The sequence below is a fragment of the Halomonas maura genome, from assembly GCF_030409305.1.
Classification (GTDB): Bacteria; Pseudomonadota; Gammaproteobacteria; order Pseudomonadales; family Halomonadaceae; genus Halomonas; species Halomonas maura.
The window spans coordinates 152,965-176,376 of sequence record NZ_JAUFPQ010000010.1; the positions used below are offsets into that span (position 1 = coordinate 152,965).

Sequence of the window (23,412 nt, forward strand, 5' to 3'; positions counted from 1 at the left end):
TGACAATGAGGCAGGACACCGCAATGGCACTCAGCAAGACGCAAAGCAGCTTCTACCGGCGCCTCTACGTGGCTCACCTGGTGGCCAACGGCACCGCCAGCGTGCCGGCCATCATGGACGCCACGGGCATGCCCCGGCGCACGGCCCAGGATACCCTGGCCGCCCTGGCGGAGCTGGACATCCGCTGCGAGTTCGAGCCGGCACCGGGACAGCGCCACAACGTCGGCCACTATGTGGTGCGCGACTGGGGTCCCATCGATCCCGTCTGGGTCGCCCGCCACGCCGAGCGGCTGCGCCTGGTCCTGGGCTACCCCTGAGCCCCACTCAACGGTCTCGGCCGGCACCATCGGGTAGCCCCATGATCGTCAGCTCGCTTCATCGCCCCCTGGCCTTGCTGCTCACCGGACTGCTGCTGGTCGGTTGTGGCGAGGCGATCCGGCAACAACCGGGTCCCGGGGCCGCACATGCCCGCATCGAACACGACCGAGTGATCGCCGAGGACGGCTATCGCCTGCCGCTGCGGCACTGGCCCGCCGAGGGGGAGGCCGACGCCGTGGTGCTGGCGGTGCACGGCTTCAACGACCATGGCGGCAGCTTCGCGGTGATGGCCGAGGCCATGACACCCCATGGCATCAGCGTCTACGCCCACGATCAGCGTGGCTTCGGGCGGACCGCCCAACGCCGCCTCTGGCCCGGACACCAGCGCCTGACGGCCGACGTCAGGCTAGTCGCCGGCCAGTTGCGTGAACGGCATCCGCAGACGCCGCTGTATCTGGTGGGCAAGAGCATGGGCGCCGCCGTGGTGCTGCTCGCCCTGGCCGACGCCCGCCCACCGCCGGTGGACGGCAGCATCCTGATCTCCCCGGCGGTCTGGGGGCTCGACGCCATGCCCTGGTACCAGCGGCTGAGCCTGTGGCTCGGTATACGCCTGATCCCTTCCGTGAGCTTCTCCGCCAAGACGGCACACCGGCTCGGCATCCATCCCACCGATGACCCCGAGATCCGCCGGCAGCTCGCCGAGGACCCACTGATCCTGCGCCGCGCCCGGGTGGACACCCTCTACGGGGTGGCCGAGACCATGAGCCTCGCCCTGGAAGCCGCCGAGCATCTGCGTGGCCCGGCGCTGATCCTCTACGGCGACGAGGACCAGGTGATTCCCCCCGAGGCGATCTGCGCCCTGCTCGACCGGCTGCCCGAGGCGAACGGCGGTGCGCCGGCCTGGCGATTCGTCCTCTATCCCGGCGGCTACCATATGCTCACCCGGTATACCCGGCGCGACCGCACCGAGGCCGACCTCGCCGCCTGGCTGCACGACCCCGCGACCGTCCTGCCCTCCGGTCACGAGCTCGACCCCGCATCGGCCCGCCGACGACTGTGCGCCGGCTAGCAGCCTGTCGGGCTTGACGCTGATCTACTGTGAATCCCGGTCTTTCGGCCAACTCCATTCGATCCATTTCGTTAAATAGCGGGTTATTCGCCTCAATCGACCGATGAATTTGACTCGAAATCCGTGATTCTCGTGACGATCGGTCAAACCCAACAGGCTGCTAGGGGGCTCTGATACCCTTAGTAGAGAGAACCCCCCACCCGACAGGAGCACACCATGGCCCTCACGCCTTCCAGCATGCTCGAGCTCGGCTCCCCCCTGCCCGCCTTCCGCCTGCCCGATGCCGAGGGCCACACGGTGGGCAGCGACGACTACCCGGACCAGCCGCTGCTGGTGGTCTTCATGTGCAACCACTGCCCCTTCGTCAAGCACGTGGCGGACGCCCTGGCGGACTTCACCCGGGAGTACCAGGCCAGGGGCCTGGCGGTGGTCGGCATCAACAGCAACGACTTCCGGGCCCACCCGGACGACCGCCCGGAGAAGATGGTCGAGGAGGCCCGGGCCCGGGGTTACACCTTCCCCTACCTGGTCGACGAGAGCCAGGAGGTCGCCCGTGCCTTCGAGGCCGCCTGCACGCCCGACTTCTTCCTCTTCGACCGGGACCACCGCCTCGCCTACCGCGGCCAGTTCGACGACAGCCGGCCCAGCAAGGACACCCCCGTCGACGGCCGCGACCTGCGTGCCGCCGCCGACGCGGTGCTGGCCGACCGGGCACCGAGCCCCGACCAGAAACCCTCCATGGGCTGCAACATCAAGTGGAAGTGACGGCGGCATCGCGGGCGGCTGGCGCATCACGCGCCACCGCCGACCTGACACCCGGGTGTCAGGCGCCCTGCGCCATGGCCTGATCGACGAACGCCGCGCAGCGCAGCCGGGCCGGGCGATCCTGCAGGCCCGCCCAGTAGGCCTCGAACTCGGGACGCCTGGGGATCGAGCCGAACTGCATGCCCCAGCCGAGATGGGCGCCGACATAGACGTCCGCCGCGCTGAAGGCCTCTCCCGCGAGGTAGCGACGCCCGTCGAGCGCGCCGGCGAGGGTGTCGAGCACCGCCGCGAGGCTGCCGCAGCCGATCCGCATCTGCTGCTCGGCGCTCGGCTGGAGCCCGAGGTGGTCGTGCAGCGAGACGGCGGCCTCGAGCGGCCCGGCGGCGAAGAACAGCCAGCGGTAGTAGTCGCCGCGGGCCTCGGGGGGCGGTGCCAGCCCGGCGCCGGGGAAGGCATCGGCGAGATAGGCGCAGATGGCGGCGGCCTCGGTGACCACGGTGTCGCCGTGGCGGATCGCCGGCACCTTGCCCATCGGGTTGATGGCCAGGTAGTCCGGCGCCTTCATCGTGGTGCCGTATTCGAGGGTGACGGTGCGATAGGGCACGCCGATCTCCTCGAGCATCCAGTGGACGATGCCGGCCCGGGAGAGCGGGTTGGTGTAGAAGATCAGGTCATCCGAGCGGGGTTCGGCGGTCGCCCGGGGCCCGGCGTCCTGGGCCTCTGCCTGGCGACCGATCCTGGCCAGCCTTTCCCCGAGCTCCTCGGGGAGCGCCTCGGATACCCGCTCCAGCAGCTCGGCGGCAGGGCTCGCCAGCGGCCCGGTGGCATCGCCCCTGACGCGACTCAGGCCCAGCGCGAGCGCGTCGAACTGCGCCTCGGTCAGGCTCAGCGGGGGCAGCGTGATGCCGGGGGCAAGGACATAGCCGACCCCCGGCTCGCTGGCGATCTCGACCCCCACCGCCCGCAGCACGGCGATATCCTGGTACAGCGACCGCAGCGATATGCCGAGCGCCTCGGCGAGGTCGGGCCCACCGATGCGGCCATCGTGTTGGCGCATTACCTGAAGCAGGTCGTGCAGGCGGGTCTTTCGGGACATGGCAGACTCCTTGGTTGGCTGGAACTCAGGCCCTCGCTCGCTCACCCGCGGCGAGCACCTCGGCCAGCGACGCGATCTGGTGGTGAGAGAAGACCCGTACCCCATGTCGCGCCAGCAAGGCGCTCGTCACGCCGGCACCGGCGACCCGGCGGCCGGCGAAGCGGCCATCGTGGATCTCTCCACTGCCGCAGGAGGGGCTGGCCTCGGTGAGCAGGGCGTAGCGGACATCATGCGCCCGGCACAGGTCCAGCGCCAGCCGGGCGCCATGCAGGAAGGCCGACGTCACGTCCACGCCGTCAATGGTGACCACCCGGGCGGCGCCGTCCAGCACCGCCAGGCCGCCGCCGCCCTGGATCTCCGCCGCGGCACGGGGGGTGGCGAGGCCGGCCTGCAGCTCGGGACAGACCGCCACCAGGCGACCCTCCCGGCGCCAGCGGGCGAGGATGGCGCTGTGCTGGGGCTTGGCGCGGCCGTCGTAGCGGACCGGCTGGCCGAGCAGGCAGGCACTGATCAGGATCTTGTCCATCGGCGGTCATCCTGGCGGCAGGGTAACGGGAGGGGGCTCGGCGCGTGGCGCACCCCGCGCCGGTTGAGCATGGCAGCTTGCCCGCCGCGACACCAGCGACTCGACCGCCTGCCGGCTGGGAACCTCCCGGCCGTGCACAAAAAAGCGGCGGGCCAGGGCCCGCCGCGCAACCACCGATCAGAGCGCCTGATCAGAGAGAGTGCCGGAGTCAGAGCGCGAAGCCGCGCCCGAAGTCCTCGGGGGAGAGTGCCATCAGCGGCTCGGCGCCGGCCTGGATCATCTGGGCATGGGCCCGGGTCCGCGGCAGCAGGCGCTCGAAGTAGAAGCGCGCCGTGTTGACCTTGGCCCGGTAGAAGGCGGCGTCGTCGGTGCCGGCATCCAGGCTGGCCCTGGCCTGCTTCACGGCCCGGGCGAAGAGGTAGGCGAGGGTCACATAGCCCGAATACATCAGGTAGTCGACGCTGGCCGCGCCGACCTCCTCGCGGTCGCCCATGGCCTTCATGCCCACGCCCATGGTCAGCTCGCCCCATTCCGTGTTGAGCTTGGCCAGGGGACGGACGAACTCGGCCATGGCGGGGTTCGCCGCCTCGGCCTGGCAGAACTTGTGGATCTCCTTGGTGAACACCTTGAGGGTCTCGCCCTGGTTCATCAGCACCTTGCGGCCCAGCAGGTCGAGGGCCTGGATGCCGGTGGTGCCCTCGTAGAGCCGCGTGATGCGGGCGTCGCGCACCAGCTGCTCCATGCCCCATTCCTGGATGAAGCCGTGCCCGCCGAAGACCTGCACGCCCTCGTTGGTGGCCTCGAAGCCCACCTCGGTCAGGAAGGCCTTGACGATGGGCGTCAGCAGGCCGAGCAGGGTCTCGGCACGCTCGCGCTCGGCGGCGTCCTGAGCATGCTCCACCACGTCGACCATCTGGGCGGCGTACAGCACCAGCATGCGCCCGCCCTCGGCGAAGGCCTTCTGGGTCAGCAGCATGCGCCGCACGTCCGGGTGCACGATGATCGGGTCGGCGGGCTTGTCCTCGGCCTTGGCCCCCGACAGGGCGCGCATCTGCAGGCGATCCCGGGCATAGGCCAGGGCATTCTGGAAGCTGGCCTCGGTGAGACCCAGCCCCTGGATGCCCACCCCGATGCGGGCGGCGTTCATCATGGTGAACATGCAGGCCAGGCCCTTGTGGGGCTCGCCCACCAGGTAGCCCCGGGCGGCGTCGAAGTTCATCACGCAGGTGGCATTGCCGTGGATGCCCATCTTGTGCTCGAGGGAACCGCAGCTGACCCCGTTGCGCGCGCCGGGCTCGCCGGCCGCGTCGGGCAGCTGCTCTGGCAAGTACTTCGGCACCACGAACAGCGAGATCCCCCTGGAGCCCGCCGGGGCGTCCGGCAGCTTGGCCAGCACCAGGTGGACGATGTTCTCGGCGAGGTCGTGATCACCGGCGGAGATAAAGATCTTCGTCCCCGTCACGGCGTAGCTACCATCATCATGGGGCACGGCGCGGGACTTGATCAGGCCCAGATCGGTGCCGCAATGCGGCTCGGTCAGGCACATGGTGCCGGTCCAGACGCCCTCGACCAGCTTGGTCAGGTAGGTGGCCTTCTGGGCCTCGGTGCCATGATGACGCAGGGCGTCGGCGGCGCCGTGGGAGAGTCCCGGGTACATGCCCCAGGCCAGGTTGGTGGCACAGATCATCTCGTTGAGCACCATGGCGAGCGACGGTGGCAGGCCCTGGCCGCCCTGGGCGGGGTCCGCCGCCAGGCCCGGCCAGCCACCCTCCACGTACTGCCGGTAGGCCGCCTTGAAGCCCCGGGGCGTCTTGACCTCGCCGCCCTCCAGCAGACAGCCCTCGCGGTCGCCGCTCTGGTTCAGGGGCAGCAGCACCTCGCGGGCGAAGCGTCCGCCCTCCTCCAGGATCGCGGCCACCACGTCCGGGCTGGCCTCCTCGCCGCCGGGCAGGCGCGCATAGTGGGCGGGATAGTCCAGCAGCTCGTCCATCACGAAGCGCAGGTCACGCAGCGGGGCCTGGTAGTCGGGCATCTCGTCTCTCCTCGAAGTCGGGCAGCGGCGGCGGTGACGGCCGCTTTCAAACATGTGTTTGAAACTAGCCTCGAACCGATCGAGAGTCAAGCGTTCGTTTTGCTCCAGGGGCAAGCAGCGGGAAGCGGGAAGCGGGAAGCGGGAAGCGGGAAGCGGGAAGCGGGAAGCGGGAAGCGGGAAGCGGGAAGCGGGAAGCGGGAAGCCAGCATCATCAGCAACCCCCCGGAGGCTTTCGCCCGGGGGGGTTGCGCTTACAGCTTATGGCTTATCGCTCCAGGCGACGTCCGGCTCTTCCAGCGCCCGGCGAAGCCGGGTCACTGCATGCGAATGCCGCCGTCCAGGCGGATCACCTCGCCGTTGAGCATCGGGTTGGTGACGATCTGCTCGGCCAGCCGGGCGAACTCGTCGGGCCTGCCCAGCCGCTTGGGAAAGGGTACCGCGGCCGAGAGCGCGGCCACGGCGTCCTCGGGAATATCGCCCATCATCGGCGTCTCGAAGACCCCCGGGGCGATGGCCATGACCCGGATGCCGTGTCGCGAGAGCTCCCGGGCCGCCGGCAGGCTCATGCCCACCACGCCGGCCTTGGAGGCGCTGTAGGCGCACTGCCCCACCTGGCCGTCGAAGGCGGCCACCGAGGCGGTATTGATGATCACGCCGCGCTCGCCGTCCTCGCCGGGGGCGTTGCCGGCCATGGCCGCCGAGGCCAGGCGCATGACGTTGAAGGTCCCCACCAGGTTGATCTGGACGGTGCGTGCATAGGCCTCGAGGTCTGCGGGGTGGCCCTCGCGGTCGAGCAGCTTGGCCACGCTGACCACCCCGGCGCAGTGCACCACCCCGGCCAGGCCCCGCTCGCCGCCGAGGGCCACCGCGGCATCCACGGCAGCCTGGATGTCGTCCGCGGCGGTGACGTCGCCACGCACGGCCCGGGCGGCCTCGCCGAGGGTCTCGGCATGGGCCTCGACGGCCTCGCTGAGGTCGCACAGCACCACCCGGCCGCCCGCGGCGACGAGGCGCTCGGCGGTAGCCGCCCCCAGTCCGGAGGCGGCGCCGGTGATCAGAAAGGTGTTGTCCTTCACTTGCATCGCAATGTCTCCACGATCATTGGGCGGCCTCGGGTGCCGCCTTCTCGGCGGCATCCGCGCGCAGCTTGAAGCGCTGGATCTTGCCGCTGGGCGTCTTGGGCAGGGCGTCGACGAACTCGATCACCCTGGGGAAGGCATGGGTGGACAGTCGCTCGCGGACCTGCTGGCGGATCTCGTCGGCCAGTGCGTCGCTGGCTTCGACGCCCTCGCGCAGCACCACGTAGGACTTGATCACCTCGCCACGGATCTCGTCGGGCTGGCCCACCGCGGCGGATTCGGCCACGGCCGGATGGGTCAGTACGGAGTTCTCCACGTCGGTGGGGCCGACCCGGTAACCGGCGGTGGTGATGATGTCGTCGTCGCGGCCGGCGAACTGGAAGGTGCCATCCTCGCCCTGCATCACCACGTCGCCGGTGAGGTAGTAGCCCTCGGCGAAGGGATGCTTCTCCTGCCAAGTGTAGCCGGCGAAGAAGTGCGCCGGAGAGCGGGCGATATCCACCGCCAGCACGCCGGGCTCGCCCGGCGGCAGTTCACGGTATTCGGCGTCGAGGATCGCCAGCCGATAGCCGGGCATCGGCACGCCCATGCCGCCGACATGCTTGGGGTGGTCGAGAGCATGGTGGTTGCAGCAGGTCATGCCGGTCTCGGTCTGGCCGTAATGGTCCATGACCGGGCAGCCCAGGGCGCTCTCCACCCAGGTCACCACCTCGGTGTTGAGGGGCTCGCCCGCGGAGCTGGCGCGACGCAGCGACAGCGTCTGGTGGGCAGCGTCGAACAGCCCGGAGGCCTTCATCAGGCGGTAGGCGGTGGGCGCGGCGGCGAAGTTGGTGATGCCGTGCCGCTGCATGAAGGCCAGGGCCCCCTCCGCGCTGAAGCCGGCCTCGCAGAAGTGGGTGGTCACGCCCAGCAGCAGCGGCCCGGCGATGGCGTAGTAGAGGCCGTAGGCCCAGCCGGGGTCGGCCATGTTCCAGAAGCGGTCGCTGGGCTCCAGGCCGATGGCCAGCTCCATGTAGAGCGCGAAGGCCGGCATGGCGGAGAGCGGGACGGCCACGCCCTTGGGCTTGCCCACCGTGCCCGAGGTGAACATCTGCAGGAAGGCGGCGTCCGGGGACTGGCGCGGCGGCGGGGGCGTCAGCGGCGCATGCGCCAGGGCCGCGGCCCAGTCCAGGTCCTCGCCGTGCTCGGCATCGGGGCCGCCCACGGCGAGCACCGGCGGGCACTGCGTGAGACCGTCGAACTTGAAGCGGTTGGCGTGATCGGTGATCACCAGCCGGGTGTCGGCGCGACCCAGGCGGTAGTCCACGGAATCCGCGCCGAAGGCGGTGAACAGCGGCTGGTAGACGGCACCGATGCGCCAGGTGGCCAGCACGGCGATCAGCAACTGCGGCGAGCGGGGCAGCATGCAGGCGATGCGGTCACCCTCCCCCAGGCCCCGCTCGACGAACCAGCCGGCGAGCTTGTCGCTCTCGGCGGCGAGCTGGCCATAGCTCAGGGTGGTGACCCGACCCTGGGGGTCTTGGTGCACCAGGGCCGGCACCTCGCCGCGCCCCTCGCGCAGGTGGCGACCACAGCAGGCCTCGAAGGCGTTGAGCCTGCCGTCCCGGTGGTCATCGAGGCGGGCGATGACGTCATCGACGGCAAAGCGTTCGCAATAGGCGGAATAGCCGGGAAGGGTCGCGGGTGTGCTCATAAGCTGCCTCTCTGCTTGTCGGCTCCATCGGCATCGCCGTCCGGAGGCCCATTGTGCTTGTTGTCGGCCATCGGCCATCTGGCCTTCACTGTCATCGCGTCCGGCGACCGGGGATCGACCCGCCGCCGGAACCTACAGTTGACGTAAGCGTCAACCTATCAAGCGCTAGGTACAAGCTAGTGACTTCGTCTCGGCAGGGCAAGGGGTGGGACGAGCGACGGGGCTAGACCATGGTCGACCCCGACGCGGCAGGCTCAGTGGGCGGGGTGGGTAATCATGGCGATGAGTTCCCGGGCGAGGTCCTCGGGAGAGCGCTCGCCATGGGGGTCGTACCAGCGCACCGTCCAGTTGAGCGCTCCCATCACGAAGCGCGAGACCAGGAACCGGTCACCCCGGATCAGGCCGGCGGCCAGGGCCTCGTCGAGCACCTCTTCCCACAACGCCTCATAGGCATCCCGCAGGTGGCCCAGGTGGTCGCGTGCCTCGGGGGCCAGGCGCCGCCATTCGTAGAGGGCGACCACATGGGCGTTGCGGTCGGTCAGCAGGGTCTCCAGATGCGCCCGCGCCATGGCATGCAACCTCGCCTCGGGGTCGCTGTCGCATTGGTCGAGGGCCTGTCGGGCGATCGCCAGGGCATTCTCGGTGCCCTCCTCGATCACCGCGGCGAGGATCTCCTGCTTGTCGCGGAAGTGGTGGAAGAGGCTGCCGGACTTGATGCCCATCTCCTGGGCCAGCATGCGCACGGTGGTGCGATCGAAGCCCTCCTGGACGAACAACTGGGCGGCCTGACGCGTCAGTTCCTTGCGGCGAGGCGAGTCATTCATTACATTCATCGACGTTTACACTAGCGCTTGCTTGGTTGACCCTGAGAGAACCATAGCCCCGCCGACAGGTCAACGCACCGCCGCCTCCCCGGCCGGGACTCCGCCACCATCACGACCATCGACGTTCGGGAGACATGCCATGAGCCAGTCCAACGATATCGTTTTCCTCGCCGCGACGCGGACCCCGATGGGCGGCATGCTGGGCAGCCTGTCCAGCCTCGCCGCGCCGGAACTCGCGGCCACGGCGATCCGTGCCGCCATCGAGCGGGCCGGGATCGAGGCCGCCGCCATCGACGAGGGCATCCTGGGCTGCGTGCTGCCCGCCGGCGTCAAGCAGGGCCCCGCCCGTCAGGCCATGCGTCAGGCCGGCATCCCGGACGGCATCGGCGCCACCACCGTCAACAAGTTGTGCGGCTCCGGCATGAAGGCCACCATGCTGGCCCATGACCTGATCCGCGCCGGCTCCGGCGAGATCCTGCTGGCCGGCGGCATGGAGTCCATGTCCAATGCCCCCCATGTGCTGGCCAAGGCGCGCACCGGCTACCGGCTGGGCCACGGCCAGCTGCTGGATCACATGTTCCTCGATGGCCTGGAGGATGCCGAGACCGGCAAGCTGATGGGCGGCTTCGCCCAGGAGATCGCCACACGCCGCGACTACGGCCGCGAGCGCCTCGATGACTTCGCGATCGCCTCGCTGGAGCGCGCCATGGCGGCCACCAACGCCGGTCACCTCGACGCCGAGATGGCGCCGGTGACCGTCTCCGGCCGCCAGGGCGACAGCCTGGTGGAACATGACGAGCAGCCCTTCCAGGCCAGGCTCGACAAGATTCGCTCGCTGCGTCCGGCCTTCGCCAAGGACGGCACCATCACCGCCGCCAACTCGAGCTCCATCTCCGACGGTGCCTCGGCGCTGATCCTGGCCAGCCAGGCCGCGGCGGACCGGGTCGGCGCCAGGCCCCTGGCGCGCATGCTGGGCCACAGCACCCACTCGCGTCATCCCAGCGAGTTCACCATCGCCCCGGTGGGCGCCATCGACAAGCTGATGAAACGCCTCGGTTGGTGCGTCGACGACGTCGACCTGTTCGAGATCAACGAGGCCTTCGCCGTGGTCACCCTGATGGCCATGGACGACCTGGGGCTGCCCCACGACAAGGTCAATGTCTTCGGCGGGGCCTGCGCCCAGGGCCACCCGATCGGCTCCACCGGTTCGCGGATCATCGCCACCCTGATCCACGCCCTGCGTACCAGGGGCGGCAAGCGCGGCATCGCCAGCCTGTGCATCGGCGGCGGCGAGGCCACGGCGGTGGCCGTGGAACTGGTCGACTGAGCCTGGCACCCTCGCCATCCAATGCGCCCGCCTTGCGGCGGGCGTCCTTGTTTTCGGTTCATCGCCCTTTGCCCGGACACGCGGCATGGACGAGAGACACCAGGCCCTGCCCGTGTCACGCCGATCGGCGAAGAGCCTTCATTTGCGGGGCGCCGCCAGGCGGTCGGGGCGTAGCCGCTCGCGATCATCGAACAGCCGGCGACTGGCCAGGGCCACCGCGGCCAGGGTGCCGAAGCCGGTGCCCAGGGTGATGGTGAACATGATCAGGATCTGGTACTTCACCGCCAGCGCCGGCGCGGTGCCGGCCAGGATCTGACCGGTCATCATGCCCGGCAGGCTGACCACCCCGGCGGCGGCCATGGCATTGACCACCGGCATCAGCCCGCTGCGCATCGCCTCGCGGCGAATATCGCCGATGGCCTCCCGCCAGGTCTGGCCGAGCATCAGGCGATTCTCGATCACCGCCCGCTGCTGCCAGGTACCCTCGGTGAGACGGTCGAGGGCCAGGGCCACGCCGGTCATGGTGTTGCCGAGCATCATGCCCAGCAGCGGGATGGCATACTGGGGCCGGTACCAGGGCTCGGGGCCGATGATCACCGTCAGGGTCAGTACCGCCACGGTGAAGGAGGACAGGAACATCGCCAGGGTGCCGATGCCGAAGGCCCAGCCGCCGAGCAGGCGGCGTTTCTGGCGGGCCACGACCTCGCGGCCGGCGATCAGCAGCATGCCCACGGCCATCAGCGCGACCCAATGGAAGCGCGCCGAGGCGAACAGCGCCTCGAGGACCAGCCCGACCAGCGCCAGCTGGATCACCGTCCGTCCCGCCGCGATCAGCAGCGTGCGGCCCATCCCCAGGCGCCCGGCCACCGTGCATCCGGCGAGCGCCACCACCAGCAGGGCGGCCAGTGCCAGTTGCCACCAGGCGAGGTCGATCACTTGCATGGCGCCGGGACCTCCTCGACCAGTCGTCCATCCTCGAGACGCCCCCGCCGCGTGGCGACCCGGGCGATCTGCACCTGGTCATGGGCGACCCAGATCACCGGCCAGCCCCCATCCCGGAGGCGCGCCATCAACCAGGCCTCCACCCGGCGGGTGGTGACGTCGTCCAGGTTGGCCGTCGGCTCGTCCAGCAGCAGCACCGAGGGGGTTCGGGCCAGGGCCCGCAGCAGCGCCAGGCGCTGCTTCTCGCCGGACGACAGACGGGCCACCGGCCAGTCGAGCACCGCCGGCGTCAGGCCCAGGGCCGACAGACCCCGAACGTCCCCCGCGGGAAAGTGATCTCCCACCCGCTCGGCCCACCACTGGCTCTCCGCCGGGACCAGCATGACCCGGCGGCGCCAGGCATGGCCCGGCAGCTCGTCCTGGGCCAGTTCTCCCAGGGTGACCGCTCCCCGGTGGGGCTCCAGGTCGGCGATGGCCCGCAGCAGCCGGCTCTTGCCCGCCCCGCTGGGGCCGGCGAGACACAGCACCTCCCCGGCGGCCACGCACAGCGACACCGGCTGCAGGTCGCCGACGGCGAGCCGATCGAGGCACAAGGGCGGATGGCCGGTCATGGTAACTCCAGGATTCGAGAAGGCGGGCAAAGCCCGTTGAGCCTAGCAGCTGCTCGTCATCGGCCGCGAGGGGCGAACGGGAGGATTGATGACATATGGAAATGCATATATCTTGGCAGGCGACCTCGGCCACCCTCGGCGCCCCCTGCCGCCCGGGGTGCGCCAGCCCGTCGCCCGGGCCGGGAGCGGTCGAAGGCCGTCTCCCCCCCTCGACTCGAAGCCACCCAGGGAGCGCCTCATGACCACCAACATCGAGACCCGGAGCGGCGATGCTCCCTCCCCCATGGGCCTGTTCGAGCGCTTTCTCTCGCTGTGGGTGGCCCTGGCCATCCTGGCCGGCGTGCTGCTGGGGCAGTTCGCTCCGGTGGTTCCCGAGACCCTGTCGCGCTTCGAGGTCGCCCAGGTGTCGATCCCGGTGGCCGTGCTGATCTGGGCCATGATCTTCCCGATGATGGCCCAGATCGACTTCTCGGCGGTGCTCGGGGTACGCCGTCAGCCCAAGGGCCTGGTCATCACCACCACGGTGAACTGGCTGATCAAGCCGTTCACCATGTTCGTCATCGCCGGCTTCTTCCTGACCGTGGTCTTTCGCCCCTGGATCCCCGAGGCCCTGGCCAGCCAGTACCTGGCCGGCGCCATCCTGCTGGGGGCCGCCCCCTGCACCGCCATGGTCTTCGTGTGGAGCACCCTGACCCGCGGCGATGCCGCCTATACCCTGGTCCAGGTGTCGCTCAATGACCTGATCATGCTGTTCGCCTTCGCCCCCATCGTGGTGCTGCTGCTCGGGGTGTCGGACATCCAGGTGCCGTGGAACACCGTGGCGCTGTCGGTGGTGCTGTACATCGTCATTCCCCTGGGCACGGGCTACCTGACCCGTCGAACCCTGATCCAGCGTCAGGGTCCGGCCTGGTTCGAGAGGGTCTTCCTGGCGCGGATCGCCCCGATCACGCCCATCGGCCTGATCATCACCCTGGTGCTGCTGTTCGCCTTCCAGGGCGAGGTGATCCTGACCCATCCCCTGCATATCGTGCTGATCGCCATTCCCCTCATCCTGCAGACCTTCCTGATCTTCCTGCTGGCCTACGGCTGGGCCTGGGCCTGGCGGGTCCCCCACTGCGTGGCGGCGCCGGGCGCCATGATCGGCGCCAGCAACTTCTTCGAACTGGCCGTGGCCGCCGCCATCGCGCTGTTCGGCCTGCAGTCCGGTGCGGCGCTTGCCACCGTGGTGGGAGTGCTGGTGGAGGTCCCCTTGATGCTCGCCCTGGTGCGGATCGCCAACGCCACCCGCGCTCGCTTTCCCGCCCCATGAGGCGATCGCTGGCGCGCCATCCGCTGGCGATCATCGTCCTGGCGCAGCTCTGCGGCACCTCGCTGTGGTTCAGCGTCAACGGCGTGGGATTGTCGCTGGCCGAGACCCTGGGGCTCACCGCGGCCGACCTGGGCCGCTTGACGCTGGCCGTGCAGCTGGGCTTCATCCTCGGCGCCCTGGGCCTGGCCGTCAGCGGCCTCGGCGACCGTTTCCGTGCCAGCCATGTCTTCGCCGCGGCGAGCCTGGCCGGTGCCCTGATCAACGCGGGCTTCGTGCTGGCGGCGCCCCATACGGGGCCGGCCCTGGGGCTGCGCTTTCTCACCGGCGTCTGCCTGGCCGGCATCTATCCCCTGGGCATGAAGCTGGTGATCGGCTGGACGCCCCGCCATACCGGCGCCGCCCTGGCCTGGCTGGTGGGCATGCTGACGCTCGGCACCGCCCTGCCGCACCTGCTGCGCGGCGCGACCCTGGGGCTCCCCTGGCAATGGCCGCTGCTCGGCGCCTCCCTCCTCGCCCTCACGGGCGGCGCCCTGGTGCTGGCCCTGGGCGACGGCCCGCACCTACCGCCCTCGAGCGGCCGGGCGCGCCTCGGGGAAGGGCTGGCCGCGCTCCGCGACGGCCGCTTCCGTGCCGTGGCCGGGGGCTACTTCGGCCACTGCTGGGAGCTCTATGCGGTCTGGACCCTGGCGCCCTTCCTGATCGCCAGGGAGGTGGCGCGACTGTCGGCGCCGGCCGGCCTGGTGCCCTGGCTGGCCTTCGGCATGATCGCCCTGGGACTGGTCGGCTGCGTGGCGGGTGGCCAGCTGAGCCGCCGTCTGGGCAGCCTCACCGTGGCCCGCCGGGCGCTGGCCACCTCGGGGCTGGTCGGGCTGGCCTATCCGCTGCTGGCCTGGGCGCCGCCGCCGCTGCTGCTGGGCCTGCTGGCCCTCTGGGGGCTGACGGTGATTGCCGATTCGCCGCAGTTCTCCGCGCTGGCCGCCGCCACCGCGCCGCGGGCCCAGGTGGGCTCGACCCTGGCGGTGATGAACGCCGTGGGCTTTGCGCTGACCCTGCCGGGCATCTGGCTGACCGCCTCGCTGTGGGCCAGCCAGGGGCCCTGGGTGGTGTGGTGGCTGCTTCCCGGGCCGCTGCTGGGCCTCTGGGGCTTACGCGGGCTTCAGGGGGTACCGGCGCGGGGCTGACCGGCTGCGAGAGCGGCTCTAACACGCCCTAGCACAGCGCGGCCCGCCGCCCGGGGCGGTCGCCCATGCGCGCCAGCCGAGCGGCCAAGGCGTCCAGCCGGGCCTCGTCCCCCTCGGCGGCCGCCGCCAGGATGGCCATCACCCAGTCGGGCATGCCCGGCTCCAGGCCATAGTAGACCCACTGGCCGTCGCGGCGGTCGGCGAGCAGGCCACCGCGGCGCAGGTGCGCCAGGTGACGCGACACCTTGGGCTGCGAGAGTTCCAGGGCATGGGTCAGCTCGCACACGCAGAGCTCGCCTTCCCGGCGGATCAGCAGCATCAGGCTCAGCCGGGTCTCGTCGGCCAGGCACTTGAGCACATCGGTCACCTCGAGGGTCATGCCGACCTCCCCGCCATCTCGTCGCTCGGCAAGGCCAGGGCCATCAGCGCACTGGCCGCCACCAGGGCCGCCGAGACCCACAGGCAGGCGGCCAGGCCCTGCACCTGGTAGAGCCAGCCCGACAGCAGCGTGCCGGCGAGCCGGCCCATGGCATTGGCCATGTAGTAGAAGCCCACATCCATGGAGACGCCGTCGGCCCTCGCATAGTGAACGATCAGGTAGCTGTGCCAACTGGAGTTGATGGCGAACAGCACGCCGAAGGCCAGCAATCCGCCGACGAGCCAGCCCGCCTCGGCCAGCGGCAGCAACGCCAGTAGCGCGGGCAGGCCAGCCAGTATCAGGGCCCAGAACGCCGTGACGCCCCGCGCGCCGCCCTTGACCAGGCCGGTCAGGCGCGGCGCCTGGGTCTGCACGCCGCCGTAGCCGATCACCCAGAGGGCCAGCAGCCCCCCCACCGTCCAGTGGCTCCAGCCATGCTGATCATGGAGAAATACCGGCAGGGCCACCACGAACCAGACATCACGGGAGGCGAACAGGCACAGCCGCGCCGCCGAGAGCACGTTGATGGCCCGCGACTTGGAGAACACCTCGGTGAACTTGGGCTTGCGCGTCTGGCGCCCCAGGTCGGCCTTGAGCCGCACCAGCGACAGCGCAAGCACCGCGACCAGCATCACCGCCATGGCGATGACGGCGCCCCGGAAGCCGATCAGCGTCAGCAGCAGCCCACCGAGGAAGAAGCCGGCCCCCTTGAGGGCGTTCTTGGAGCCGGTGAGGATCGCCACCCAGCGGTAGAGGGCACTCCCGGCACCGGGGCTGTCCTTGGGCACCAGCACCTTGACCGCGCTCTTGGCGCTCATCTTGTTGAGGTCCTTGGCGATGCCGGAGAGCGCCTGGGCGGCCATCACCCAGGGCACGCTGAGCGCCTCGGCGGGCACCGTCAGCATGGCCAGCGCCACGACCTGCAGCCCCAGGCCGATGTTCATGGTGCGGTTGAGGCCCAGGCGCGCGCCCAGCCAGCCCCCCACCAGGTTGGTGACCACGCCGAAGGCCTCGTAGAAGAGGAACAGCAGCGCCACCTCCAGCGGCGAGTAGCCCAGCTGGTGGAAGTGCAGCACCACCAGCATGCGCAGGGCACCGTCGGTCAGCGTGAAGGCCCAGTAGTTGCCGGTGATCAGCAGGTACTGGCGCACCTCGAAGGGCAGCGTGCTGAGACGCCCGGTGAGACCGCCTGCCTCAGGCATTGCCCACCTGCTCACTCCCCACCTTCAAGGCCAGCTCGGCGGTGCGGTTGGCGTAGCCCCACTCGTTGTCGTACCAGGCGTAGAGCTTGAGCTGGGTGCCGTTGATCACCATGGTCGAGAGCGCATCGATGATCGAGCTGCGCGGGTCGGTGCGGTAGTCGATGGACACCAGCGGGCGCTGCTCGTAACCCAGGATGCCCGCCAGCGGCCCCTCGGCGGCGGCGTGCAGCGCCGCGTTGACCTCCTCCACCGTGACCTCGCGCGCGAGCTCGAAGACCATGTCGGTGAGCGAGGCGTTGGCCAGGGGCACGCGCACCGCATGGCCGTTGAGCTTGCCCTCGAGCTCGGGGAAGATCGCGGTGATCGCCTTGGCGGACCCGGTGGTGGTCGGAATCAGGCTCATGCCGCAGGCCCGGGATCGGCGCAGGTCGGGCTTGCTGGGAGAGCTCGGGGCATCGAGGATGACCTGGGTATTGGTGATATCGTGCACCGTGGTCATCGAGCCGTGGCGGATGCCGAAGGTCGCGTGGATCACCTTGACCACCGGCGCCAGGCAATTGGTGGTGCAGCTCGCCGCAGTGACCAGGCGGTGTGTCCCGGGGTCGTACTGGTCATCATTGACGCCCATCACCACGTTGAGCACGCCCTCCTCCTTGACCGGCGCCGAGACCACCACCCGGCCGACGCCCTGGTCGAGGTAGGCGGTGAGCGCCTCCCGGGTCTTGATCACCCCGGAGGCCTCGATCACCAGGTCGCAGTCCGACCAGTCGGTGTCCGCCGTCCCGCGGTGGGCGCTGAAGGTGCTGCGCACGCCGTCGACCACGATGGCATCGGCCTCGGCCTGGATGCCCTGGCCCGGCGCCCAGTGGCCGTGCACCGAGTCGAACTCCAGCAGGTGGGCGAAGGTGGCGGCATCGCCGCCCGGGTCGTTGACGCGCACCACGGCGACTTCGCCGGCCGCAACGCGTGGCCAGAGGCAGCGCAGCACGAGGCGTCCGATGCGGCCGAAGCCGTTGATGCCGATGCGTAGGGTCATGAGGGCCTCTCGAGTGACTGGGGTGGACGGCATGGCGAAGTCGGCGCCCGCGGCCACTTGGCCATGGGGCTGGCGGGGAGTATATATGGAATCCCATATATAGACGAGCCCGATGACCGCGCCGTGACAGGGCCGTAAACGAGAACGGGGAGGCGATGACTCGCCTCCCCGTTGTCGGTGCCGCGACGCCGCGTCAGCCGTAGCGACCGGTGATGTAGTCCTCGGCCTTCTTGGTGGCCGGGTTGGAGAACATCGTCTGGGTGTCGTTGTACTCGACGACCTCGCCCAGGTGGAAGAAGGCCGTGTAGTCGGCCACGCGGGCGGCTTGCTGCATGTTGTGGGTCACGGTGATGATGGTGAACTGGCGCTTGAGCTTGTCCATCAGGTCCTCGATGGTCGCCGTGGAGATCGGGTCAAGGGCCGAGGTCGGCTCGTCCATCAGGATGACGTCGGGCTGCACCGCGATGGCCCGGGCGATGCACAGGCGTTGCTGCTGACCGCCGGAGAGCGAGGTGCCGGGCTGGTGCAGCTTGTCCTTGACCTCCTCCCAGAGGCCGGCATCGCGCAGGGCACGCTCGACCAGCTCGTCGACGTCGGCCTTGCGGCTCACCAGGTCGTGCATGCGCGGCGCATAGGCGATGTTCTCGAAGATCGACTTGGGGAAGGGGTTGGGCTTCTGGAACACCATGCCCACCCGGCGCCGCAGGGCCACCTCGTCCATCCTGGCCTCGTTGACGTCGCGGCCGTCCATTTCCACCAGGCCGTCGATGCGCACGCCGGGGATCAGGTCGTTCATGCGGTTGAGGCAGCGCAGGAAGGTCGACTTGCCGCACCCCGAGGGCCCGATCAGCGCGGTGACGTTCTGCTGGTAGACATCGATGTTGATATTCTTGAGGGCCTGGGACGCGCCATACCAGAGGTTGAGGTCGCGCACACGGATGGAGAGCTCGTGGTGGGCCTCCTCGTTGCGGGTCACGGGCTCGCCCGCGCTGTGACCGGTCATGGGCGCGATACTCCGCTCGGCAACTTGAATATTCATCTTGGCATATCCTGTGTCGGGCCGCGGGACTTACCAGCGACGTTCGAATTTCTTGCGCATCACCACGGCGGTGGCGTTGAGGGTAATCAGCACGGCCAGCAGCACCAGGATGCCGCCGGAGGTCTTCTCGATGAAGGCCCGGTCGGGCTCTCCGGCCCAGGTGAAGATCTGCGCCGGCAGCACCGTGGCGGCCTCGGTGAAGGAGCTGGTGACATCGGGAATGAAGGCCACCATGCCGACGATGATCAGCGGCGCGGTCTCGCCCATGGCCTGGGCCAGGCCGATGATCGAGCCGGTCATGATGCCGGGCAGGGCCAGCGGCAGCACATGGTCACGCACCACCTGCCAGCGCGAGCACCCCACCCCGAAGGCGGCATGACGGATGGAATCCGGCACGCTGCGCAGCGCCGTGCGGGTGGCGATGATGATCACCGGCAGGGTCATCAGCGCCAGCGTCAGGCCGCCGACCACCGGCGTGGAACGCGGCACGCCGAAGAAGTTGATGAAGATCGCCAGCCCCAGCAGGCCGAAGAGGATCGACGGAATCGCCGCCAGGTTGTTGATATTGATCTCGATCAGCTGGGTGACACGATTGTCGGGAGCGAACTCTTCCAGGTAGACCGCCGTCATCACCCCGATCGGGAAGGACACGGCCAGCGTCACCAGCAGGGTCATCAGCGTGCCCATGGCCGCGGAGGCGATGCCGGCGAGCTCGGGCATCTTCGAATCACCACGGGTGAAGAAGGTGGTGTTGAAGCGCAGCTCCGCGCGCCCCTGTTCCACCAGTCGGTCGACCACCGCCTGCTCGCTGTCACGCAACTTGGAATGGTGGCCCTTGAGGTACTGGTCGACCTGGCCATCGGCCAGCACCCACTCCATGCGGGTGGTGCCGAGCAGCTCGGGATTGTCCTCCATGCGCCCCGGGATCAGGCGCAGGACGCCTCGGCTGACCAGCGGGCGCACCTCTTCCTGAACGGCGGCCAGGGGCAGCTGGCTGGCCCGCTCGCTGTAGTCGACCTCGACCTGGATCTGGGCCTGCTGGAAGGCCGGCACGCCCTTGACCAGCATGTCGGCGAAGAACAGTACCAGGAACAGGCCGGCCAGGCCCAGGGCGCCCATGGACAGCCACTTCAGCCGGGCGGACTTGCGGTGACGACGCCGGAGCTGGGCGCTGATCTCGTCGAAGGGTTGGCTCATCGGGATGGCTCCAAGGCGTTAGAGGTTGTTGATCCGATACTTCTCGCGGAACCGCCGAATCATGATCACCGAGACCAGATTCAGTGACAGGGTCACCACGAAGAGCACCAGGCCCAGGGCGAAGGCGGACAGGGTCTCGGCGCTGGCGAATTCCTGGTCGCCGGTCAGGGCGGCGACGATGCGCACCGTCACGGTGGTCATGTCCTCCAGCGGGTTGGCCGTGAGATTGGGCCGCATGCCGGCGGCCATCACCACGATCATGGTCTCGCCCAGCGCCCGGGACACCGCCAGCAGCGAGGCCGAGATGATGCCCGGCAGGGCCGCCGGCACCACCACGTCCCGAATGGTCTCGCCCTTGGTCATGCCCAGCGCCAGCGAGCCCTGACGCATGCTGTCCGGCACCGAGTTGATGACGTCGTCGGACAGCGAGGAGATGAACGGGATGATCATGATGCCCATGACGATGCCTGGCGCCAGGGCGTTGTTGAAGGAGGCGTCCAGGCCGAAGAACCCGGCCACGTCGACGATGATCGGCGCCACGGTGATGGCGGCGAAGAAGCCATAGACCACGGTGGGGATGCCGGCCAGGACCTCGAGCACCGGCTTGGCCAGGGTGCGCACTCGCTGGGGGGCGAACTCGGCCATGTAGATGGCCGACAGCAGCCCCACGGGGATCGCCACCAGCATCGCCACCAGGGTGATCATGAAGGTGCCGGCGAATAGCGGCACCGAACCGAACTGGGCGGCGCTGGCCCCTTCCTCGGCGCGACCCGCGGCCTCGAGGAAGCTGGCTCCCGGGTTCCAGATGGTGCCGGTGATGAAGTCCCAGAAGCTCTGCATCTGGAAGAAGCGGATGGCCTCGCCGACGATGGAGACCAGGATGCCGAAGGTGGTGAGGATCGAGATCAGCGCGGCGCCGGCCAGAATGAAGCGGATCACCCGCTCGATGGCCTGGCGAGCATGGAAATCGGGGCGCACCAGGGCGATGCCCATGCCCAGGCCGGCACAGCCTACCACCAGACTGGCGGCCAGAAGATAGAGGACGGGGATCTCGGCCCCGGCCAGCAGCATGACGAAGGCGCCTACCGCCCCCACCGCGATCGCCGGGCCGGCCGTGGACAACACGCTGAACCAGGCGTACTGATCGGGCTGGGCATACATGGCGGTGCCCGAGGCGCGCACCCTGGCGGCCTTGGCCCGGCCCAGGAAGAAGGCTATCAGACCCAGCACCAGCAGGGTGCCGCAGAACAGGGCGAGGATTTGGTTGGTCTGCATAGGTGTCTCTCGAAGGAATTCATCCGCAGGGGAGTCGCCAGGCCGGCTTCCCTGCCGGAACGCGCACCGGCCGGCAACGCTGGTTGCCGGCCGGTCGGGACGGGAATCCTGCCCCGCTTACTTCAGGTCGGCCATTTCGAGGCTCTCGTGGTCGGCCACTGCCTGGCGAGCCTGCTCACGCATCTCCTGGGGAGCCGGGATCAGGCCAATGCCCTTGAGGTAGCCGAGATCACTGATCATCTGCTCGCTCATGAACATGCTGGCGTACTCGTACATGGCCGGCACCTCGTCGGCGTGCTGGTTCTTCACGTAGAAGAACAGCGAGCGGGACACCGGATACTCGCCGCTGCCGATGGCCTCCGGCGTGGGCTCGACACCGTCGATGCTGGAGCCGATCAAGGTATCGGCATTCTCCTCGAGGAAGGAGTAGCCGAAGATACCGAAGGCATCGGTGTTCTCGGCCAGGCGCTGGACGATCAGGTTGTCGTTCTCGCCGGCATCGATGAAGGCGCCATCGGCGCGGATATCGGTATACCCTTCGTCGCCGTAGGCGTCCATGTCCTCGGAGGCGGCTTCCATCACCAGCTCCTCGAAGGCGTCACGGGTCCCGGAAGTGGTGGGCGGGCCATAGACGGCGATCTCGCGGTCCGGCAGCGAGGCGTCGATGTCGCTCCACTGGGTGTGGGGGTTGTCGACCAGCTCGCCGTCCACCGGCACCTTGGCGGCCAGGGCCAGGAAGATCTGCTCGCGGGTCACGTCCATCGCCTCGTTGGCGCTGGACTGGGCGAAGGCGATACCGTCGTAGCCAACGAAGGCCTCGGTGATGTCGGTCACGCCGTTCTCCTCGCAGCGCTCGAACTCGGAGGGCTTCATGCGACGCGAGGCATTGGTGATGTCCGGCGTCCCCTCACCGACACCGTTGCAGAACAGCCGCAGGCCGCCGCCGGACCCGGTGGATTCGATGACCGGCGTCGGGAACTCGGTGGTGGCGCCGAACTCCTCGGCCACGTAGCTGGCGAACGGGTAGACGGTGCTGGATCCCACGATGCGAACCTGATCGCGGGCCTGGGCGACACCGGCCACGCCCATGACGGCGGCAGCGATGACGGTGGTCTTGAGGATTCGGTTCATGGAGAGAGCTCCTGTAGAGAGAAGTGTTCGTCCTTCGCGAGGCACAAGATGCCCCACGAAAATGACAACTTCATGACACCCCCTCTCCTCTCCTGCGTCAGCTCTCCCGCTCGGCCGGCGAGGCCGCGCCACGCCCGGCGCGCCCCGCCAGCCCCCGCAGGGCCAGATTGCCGGCCAGTGACACGGCCAGCATGGTCAGCACCATCGGCCAGGCGCTGTCGATCTCGAAGCCACTCACCACCACGCCGGCCAGGGCCCCGCAGGTGAACTGGATACTGCCCAGCAGCGCCGTGGCGGTGGCGCTCATGTGGCTGAAGTGCTCGAGCAGCGAGGCGATGGCGTTGGGAGTGATCAAGCCGACCATACCCATGAACAGCATGATCAGCGGCACCACGGTCACCAGCGAGTCGAGTCCGGTGGCCACCAGCGCCACCAGGGTCAGCGCCACGGCCAATTGCACGCCGAGCCCCAGTCGCATGTTCTGCTGGGGGCTGCGCCGACGCAGCAGACGGATGTTGACACGGTTCGAGCCAGCCATGACCACCACGTTGGCCCCGAAGAGCACCGGGTACACCGCCGGCGACACGCCATAGTGGGTCATGTACAGGAACGGCGAGGCGGTGATGAAGGCGAACATGCCGGCGAAGGTCGCGGCCACGGCCAGCACGTAGCCCATGCCCTCGCGATGACGCAACACGCTGGCGTAGTTGCGCAGCACCTGCCGGGGCGAGGCCAGCGGCGCGTCCGGTGCGCGGGTCTCGGGCAGGCGCGTGCCCATCAGCCACAGCAGGAAGGCGGCGTAGACCGCCAGGAAGACGAAGATCAGCCACCAGTCGGCGAGGTACAGCAGGCCACTGCCCACCGCCGGCGCCGCCAGCGGGGCCAGCATCATGATCATCGCCATGGTCGACATCACCTTGGCGGCCTCGCGGCCGCTGAAGCAGTCGCGCACGATCGCCGCGGAATTGACCACGCAGGCCCCGCCGCCCAGCGCCTGAACCAGGCGCCAGGCCAACAGCTCGGCGAGGCTGTCCACCGTGGTCAGCAGCAGGCTGGCCAGCAGGAAGATCACCAGCCCGCCGAGCAGCACGGGCTTTCGGCCCAGCCGATCGGAGAGCGGTCCCCCGGTCAGCTGGCCGAGGGCGAAGCCGAACAGGAAGACGCTGATCGACAGCTCGGTATGGTGGATGCTGGCGCCCACGGCCTCGGCCAGGGCCGGCATGGCCGGCAGGTAGGCGTCGATGGCAAAGGGGGCCAGGGCGGTGTTGGCGGCCACCAGCAGGGCCACGCGTCGGGCATTGAGAGTCAAGGCACCTCCGACAGGGTTTCCGATAGGCCGCTA

22 protein-coding genes are annotated in these 23,412 nt (G+C 69.3%); 6 read left to right on the plus strand and 16 right to left on the minus strand.

Annotated features, from left to right (window positions below; translation table 11 throughout):
- Positions 1-23 precede the first annotated feature (23 nt).
- From QWY76_RS05060 to QWY76_RS05070, 3 genes are all read left to right on the plus strand, one after another.
- Positions 24-317, plus strand: coding sequence for a winged helix-turn-helix domain-containing protein (locus tag QWY76_RS05060; protein ID WP_290310020.1), 294 nt, complete (start codon positions 24-26; stop codon positions 315-317).
- Positions 318-358: 41 nt separating this feature from the next.
- Positions 359-1,387 (plus strand): alpha/beta hydrolase, encoded by a 1,029-nt coding sequence (locus QWY76_RS05065; protein ID WP_290310021.1) that lies wholly within the window; start codon positions 359-361, stop codon positions 1,385-1,387.
- Between the two features lie 216 nt (positions 1,388-1,603).
- Entirely contained in the window at positions 1,604-2,152 is a 549-nt protein-coding gene (locus tag QWY76_RS05070) for a thioredoxin family protein (protein WP_290310022.1), read from the plus strand.
- A gap of 58 nt (positions 2,153-2,210) precedes the next feature.
- On the opposite strand, the gene QWY76_RS05075 is transcribed toward QWY76_RS05070, so the two are convergent.
- The 6 genes from QWY76_RS05075 to QWY76_RS05100 all read right to left on the minus strand — a co-directional run bounded on the left by QWY76_RS05075 (position 2,211) and on the right by QWY76_RS05100 (position 9,402).
- Positions 2,211-3,248, minus strand: coding sequence for an HTH domain-containing protein (locus QWY76_RS05075; RefSeq protein WP_290310023.1), 1,038 nt, complete (start codon positions 3,246-3,248; stop codon positions 2,211-2,213).
- A 25-nt stretch (positions 3,249-3,273) separates the two neighbouring features.
- On the minus strand, positions 3,274-3,774 hold the full coding sequence (locus tag QWY76_RS05080; protein ID WP_290310024.1) for a 2-thiouracil desulfurase family protein: 501 nt from the start codon (positions 3,772-3,774) through the stop codon (positions 3,274-3,276).
- A gap of 208 nt (positions 3,775-3,982) precedes the next feature.
- Positions 3,983-5,806: an acyl-CoA dehydrogenase C-terminal domain-containing protein gene (locus QWY76_RS05085; protein ID WP_290310025.1), complete on the minus strand. Its 1,824-nt coding sequence runs from the start codon at positions 5,804-5,806 to the stop codon at positions 3,983-3,985.
- A 314-nt stretch (positions 5,807-6,120) separates the two neighbouring features.
- Entirely contained in the window at positions 6,121-6,888 is a 768-nt protein-coding gene (locus tag QWY76_RS05090) for an SDR family NAD(P)-dependent oxidoreductase (RefSeq protein WP_290310026.1), read from the minus strand.
- A gap of 16 nt (positions 6,889-6,904) precedes the next feature.
- On the minus strand, positions 6,905-8,578 hold the full coding sequence (locus QWY76_RS05095) for an AMP-binding protein (RefSeq protein ID WP_290310027.1): 1,674 nt from the start codon (positions 8,576-8,578) through the stop codon (positions 6,905-6,907).
- Positions 8,579-8,832: 254 nt separating this feature from the next.
- A complete protein-coding gene (locus tag QWY76_RS05100) occupies positions 8,833-9,402 on the minus strand; it encodes a TetR/AcrR family transcriptional regulator (protein ID WP_290310028.1) in 570 nt (189 codons plus the stop codon).
- 139 nt (positions 9,403-9,541) lie between these two features.
- Between QWY76_RS05100 and QWY76_RS05105 the strand changes: the two genes are divergently transcribed.
- The gene (locus QWY76_RS05105; protein ID WP_290310029.1) at positions 9,542-10,729 is read left to right on the plus strand and encodes an acetyl-CoA C-acyltransferase; all 1,188 of its coding nucleotides are present in this window, start codon (positions 9,542-9,544) and stop codon (positions 10,727-10,729) included.
- Positions 10,730-10,867: 138 nt separating this feature from the next.
- On the opposite strand, the gene QWY76_RS05110 is transcribed toward QWY76_RS05105, so the two are convergent.
- Both QWY76_RS05110 and QWY76_RS05115 read right to left on the minus strand, forming a co-directional pair.
- Positions 10,868-11,671 carry an ABC transporter permease gene (locus QWY76_RS05110; protein WP_290310030.1) on the minus strand — a complete coding sequence of 268 codons (804 nt, stop codon included), beginning with the start codon at positions 11,669-11,671 and terminating at the stop codon, positions 10,868-10,870.
- Positions 11,662-12,282, minus strand: coding sequence for an ABC transporter ATP-binding protein (locus QWY76_RS05115; protein ID WP_290310031.1), 621 nt, complete (start codon positions 12,280-12,282; stop codon positions 11,662-11,664). Before QWY76_RS05115 ends, QWY76_RS05110 begins: the two co-directional genes overlap by 10 nt.
- Before the next feature lie 238 nt (positions 12,283-12,520).
- Here QWY76_RS05115 and arsB point away from each other — a divergent pair, with 238 nt between their 5' ends.
- Together arsB and QWY76_RS05125 are read left to right on the plus strand one after the other, a co-directional pair.
- A complete protein-coding gene (gene arsB, locus QWY76_RS05120) occupies positions 12,521-13,591 on the plus strand; it encodes an ACR3 family arsenite efflux transporter (RefSeq protein ID WP_290310032.1) in 1,071 nt (356 codons plus the stop codon).
- Positions 13,588-14,772 carry an MFS transporter gene (locus QWY76_RS05125; protein ID WP_290310033.1) on the plus strand — a complete coding sequence of 395 codons (1,185 nt, stop codon included), beginning with the start codon at positions 13,588-13,590 and terminating at the stop codon, positions 14,770-14,772. The genes arsB and QWY76_RS05125 overlap by 4 nt, the downstream gene beginning before the upstream one ends.
- Before the next feature lie 28 nt (positions 14,773-14,800).
- Here QWY76_RS05125 and QWY76_RS05130 read toward each other — a convergent pair whose 3' ends face one another.
- The 8 genes from QWY76_RS05130 to QWY76_RS05165 all read right to left on the minus strand — a co-directional run bounded on the left by QWY76_RS05130 (position 14,801) and on the right by QWY76_RS05165 (position 23,379).
- A complete protein-coding gene (locus QWY76_RS05130) occupies positions 14,801-15,151 on the minus strand; it encodes a metalloregulator ArsR/SmtB family transcription factor (RefSeq protein WP_290310034.1) in 351 nt (116 codons plus the stop codon).
- Positions 15,148-16,392 carry an organoarsenical effux MFS transporter ArsJ gene (gene arsJ, locus QWY76_RS05135; RefSeq protein ID WP_290310035.1) on the minus strand — a complete coding sequence of 415 codons (1,245 nt, stop codon included), beginning with the start codon at positions 16,390-16,392 and terminating at the stop codon, positions 15,148-15,150. Before arsJ ends, QWY76_RS05130 begins: the two co-directional genes overlap by 4 nt.
- On the minus strand, positions 16,385-17,428 hold the full coding sequence (locus tag QWY76_RS05140) for an ArsJ-associated glyceraldehyde-3-phosphate dehydrogenase (RefSeq protein WP_290310036.1): 1,044 nt from the start codon (positions 17,426-17,428) through the stop codon (positions 16,385-16,387). Before QWY76_RS05140 ends, arsJ begins: the two co-directional genes overlap by 8 nt.
- A gap of 193 nt (positions 17,429-17,621) precedes the next feature.
- Entirely contained in the window at positions 17,622-18,404 is a 783-nt protein-coding gene (gene pstB, locus QWY76_RS05145) for a phosphate ABC transporter ATP-binding protein PstB (RefSeq protein WP_290310051.1), read from the minus strand.
- A 93-nt stretch (positions 18,405-18,497) separates the two neighbouring features.
- Positions 18,498-19,664 (minus strand): phosphate ABC transporter permease PstA, encoded by a 1,167-nt coding sequence (gene pstA / locus QWY76_RS05150; RefSeq protein ID WP_290310037.1) that lies wholly within the window; start codon positions 19,662-19,664, stop codon positions 18,498-18,500.
- Between the two features lie 18 nt (positions 19,665-19,682).
- Positions 19,683-20,939 carry a phosphate ABC transporter permease subunit PstC gene (pstC, locus tag QWY76_RS05155; protein ID WP_290310038.1) on the minus strand — a complete coding sequence of 419 codons (1,257 nt, stop codon included), beginning with the start codon at positions 20,937-20,939 and terminating at the stop codon, positions 19,683-19,685.
- 117 nt (positions 20,940-21,056) lie between these two features.
- Positions 21,057-22,070, minus strand: a complete 1,014-nt coding sequence (locus tag QWY76_RS05160; RefSeq protein WP_290310039.1) for a PstS family phosphate ABC transporter substrate-binding protein — start codon at positions 22,068-22,070, stop codon at positions 21,057-21,059.
- A gap of 97 nt (positions 22,071-22,167) precedes the next feature.
- Positions 22,168-23,379 carry a Bcr/CflA family multidrug efflux MFS transporter gene (locus QWY76_RS05165; RefSeq protein WP_290310040.1) on the minus strand — a complete coding sequence of 404 codons (1,212 nt, stop codon included), beginning with the start codon at positions 23,377-23,379 and terminating at the stop codon, positions 22,168-22,170.
- Between the last annotated feature and the right edge of the window lie 33 nt (positions 23,380-23,412).

Coding starts and splice junctions, on each gene's coding strand:
- QWY76_RS05085 (WP_290310025.1), bottom strand. CDS start 5,806: ATGCCCGACTACCAGGCCCCGCTGCGTGACCTGCGCTTCGTGATGGAC.
- pstA (WP_290310037.1), bottom strand. CDS start 19,664: ATGAGCCAACCCTTCGACGAGATCAGCGCCCAGCTCCGGCGTCGTCAC.
- QWY76_RS05130 (WP_290310034.1), bottom strand. CDS start 15,151: ATGACCCTCGAGGTGACCGATGTGCTCAAGTGCCTGGCCGACGAGACC.
- QWY76_RS05070 (WP_290310022.1), top strand. CDS start 1,604: ATGGCCCTCACGCCTTCCAGCATGCTCGAGCTCGGCTCCCCCCTGCCC.
- arsJ (WP_290310035.1), bottom strand. CDS start 16,392: ATGCCTGAGGCAGGCGGTCTCACCGGGCGTCTCAGCACGCTGCCCTTC.
- QWY76_RS05075 (WP_290310023.1), bottom strand. CDS start 3,248: ATGTCCCGAAAGACCCGCCTGCACGACCTGCTTCAGGTAATGCGCCAA.
- QWY76_RS05125 (WP_290310033.1), top strand. CDS start 13,588: ATGAGGCGATCGCTGGCGCGCCATCCGCTGGCGATCATCGTCCTGGCG.
- QWY76_RS05060 (WP_290310020.1), top strand. CDS start 24: ATGGCACTCAGCAAGACGCAAAGCAGCTTCTACCGGCGCCTCTACGTG.
- QWY76_RS05090 (WP_290310026.1), bottom strand. CDS start 6,888: ATGCAAGTGAAGGACAACACCTTTCTGATCACCGGCGCCGCCTCCGGA.
- QWY76_RS05095 (WP_290310027.1), bottom strand. CDS start 8,578: ATGAGCACACCCGCGACCCTTCCCGGCTATTCCGCCTATTGCGAACGC.
- QWY76_RS05100 (WP_290310028.1), bottom strand. CDS start 9,402: ATGAATGACTCGCCTCGCCGCAAGGAACTGACGCGTCAGGCCGCCCAG.
- pstC (WP_290310038.1), bottom strand. CDS start 20,939: ATGCAGACCAACCAAATCCTCGCCCTGTTCTGCGGCACCCTGCTGGTG.
- QWY76_RS05140 (WP_290310036.1), bottom strand. CDS start 17,428: ATGACCCTACGCATCGGCATCAACGGCTTCGGCCGCATCGGACGCCTC.
- QWY76_RS05065 (WP_290310021.1), top strand. CDS start 359: ATGATCGTCAGCTCGCTTCATCGCCCCCTGGCCTTGCTGCTCACCGGA.
- QWY76_RS05160 (WP_290310039.1), bottom strand. CDS start 22,070: ATGAACCGAATCCTCAAGACCACCGTCATCGCTGCCGCCGTCATGGGC.
- QWY76_RS05115 (WP_290310031.1), bottom strand. CDS start 12,282: ATGACCGGCCATCCGCCCTTGTGCCTCGATCGGCTCGCCGTCGGCGAC.
- QWY76_RS05110 (WP_290310030.1), bottom strand. CDS start 11,671: ATGCAAGTGATCGACCTCGCCTGGTGGCAACTGGCACTGGCCGCCCTG.
- QWY76_RS05080 (WP_290310024.1), bottom strand. CDS start 3,774: ATGGACAAGATCCTGATCAGTGCCTGCCTGCTCGGCCAGCCGGTCCGC.
- QWY76_RS05105 (WP_290310029.1), top strand. CDS start 9,542: ATGAGCCAGTCCAACGATATCGTTTTCCTCGCCGCGACGCGGACCCCG.
- arsB (WP_290310032.1), top strand. CDS start 12,521: ATGACCACCAACATCGAGACCCGGAGCGGCGATGCTCCCTCCCCCATG.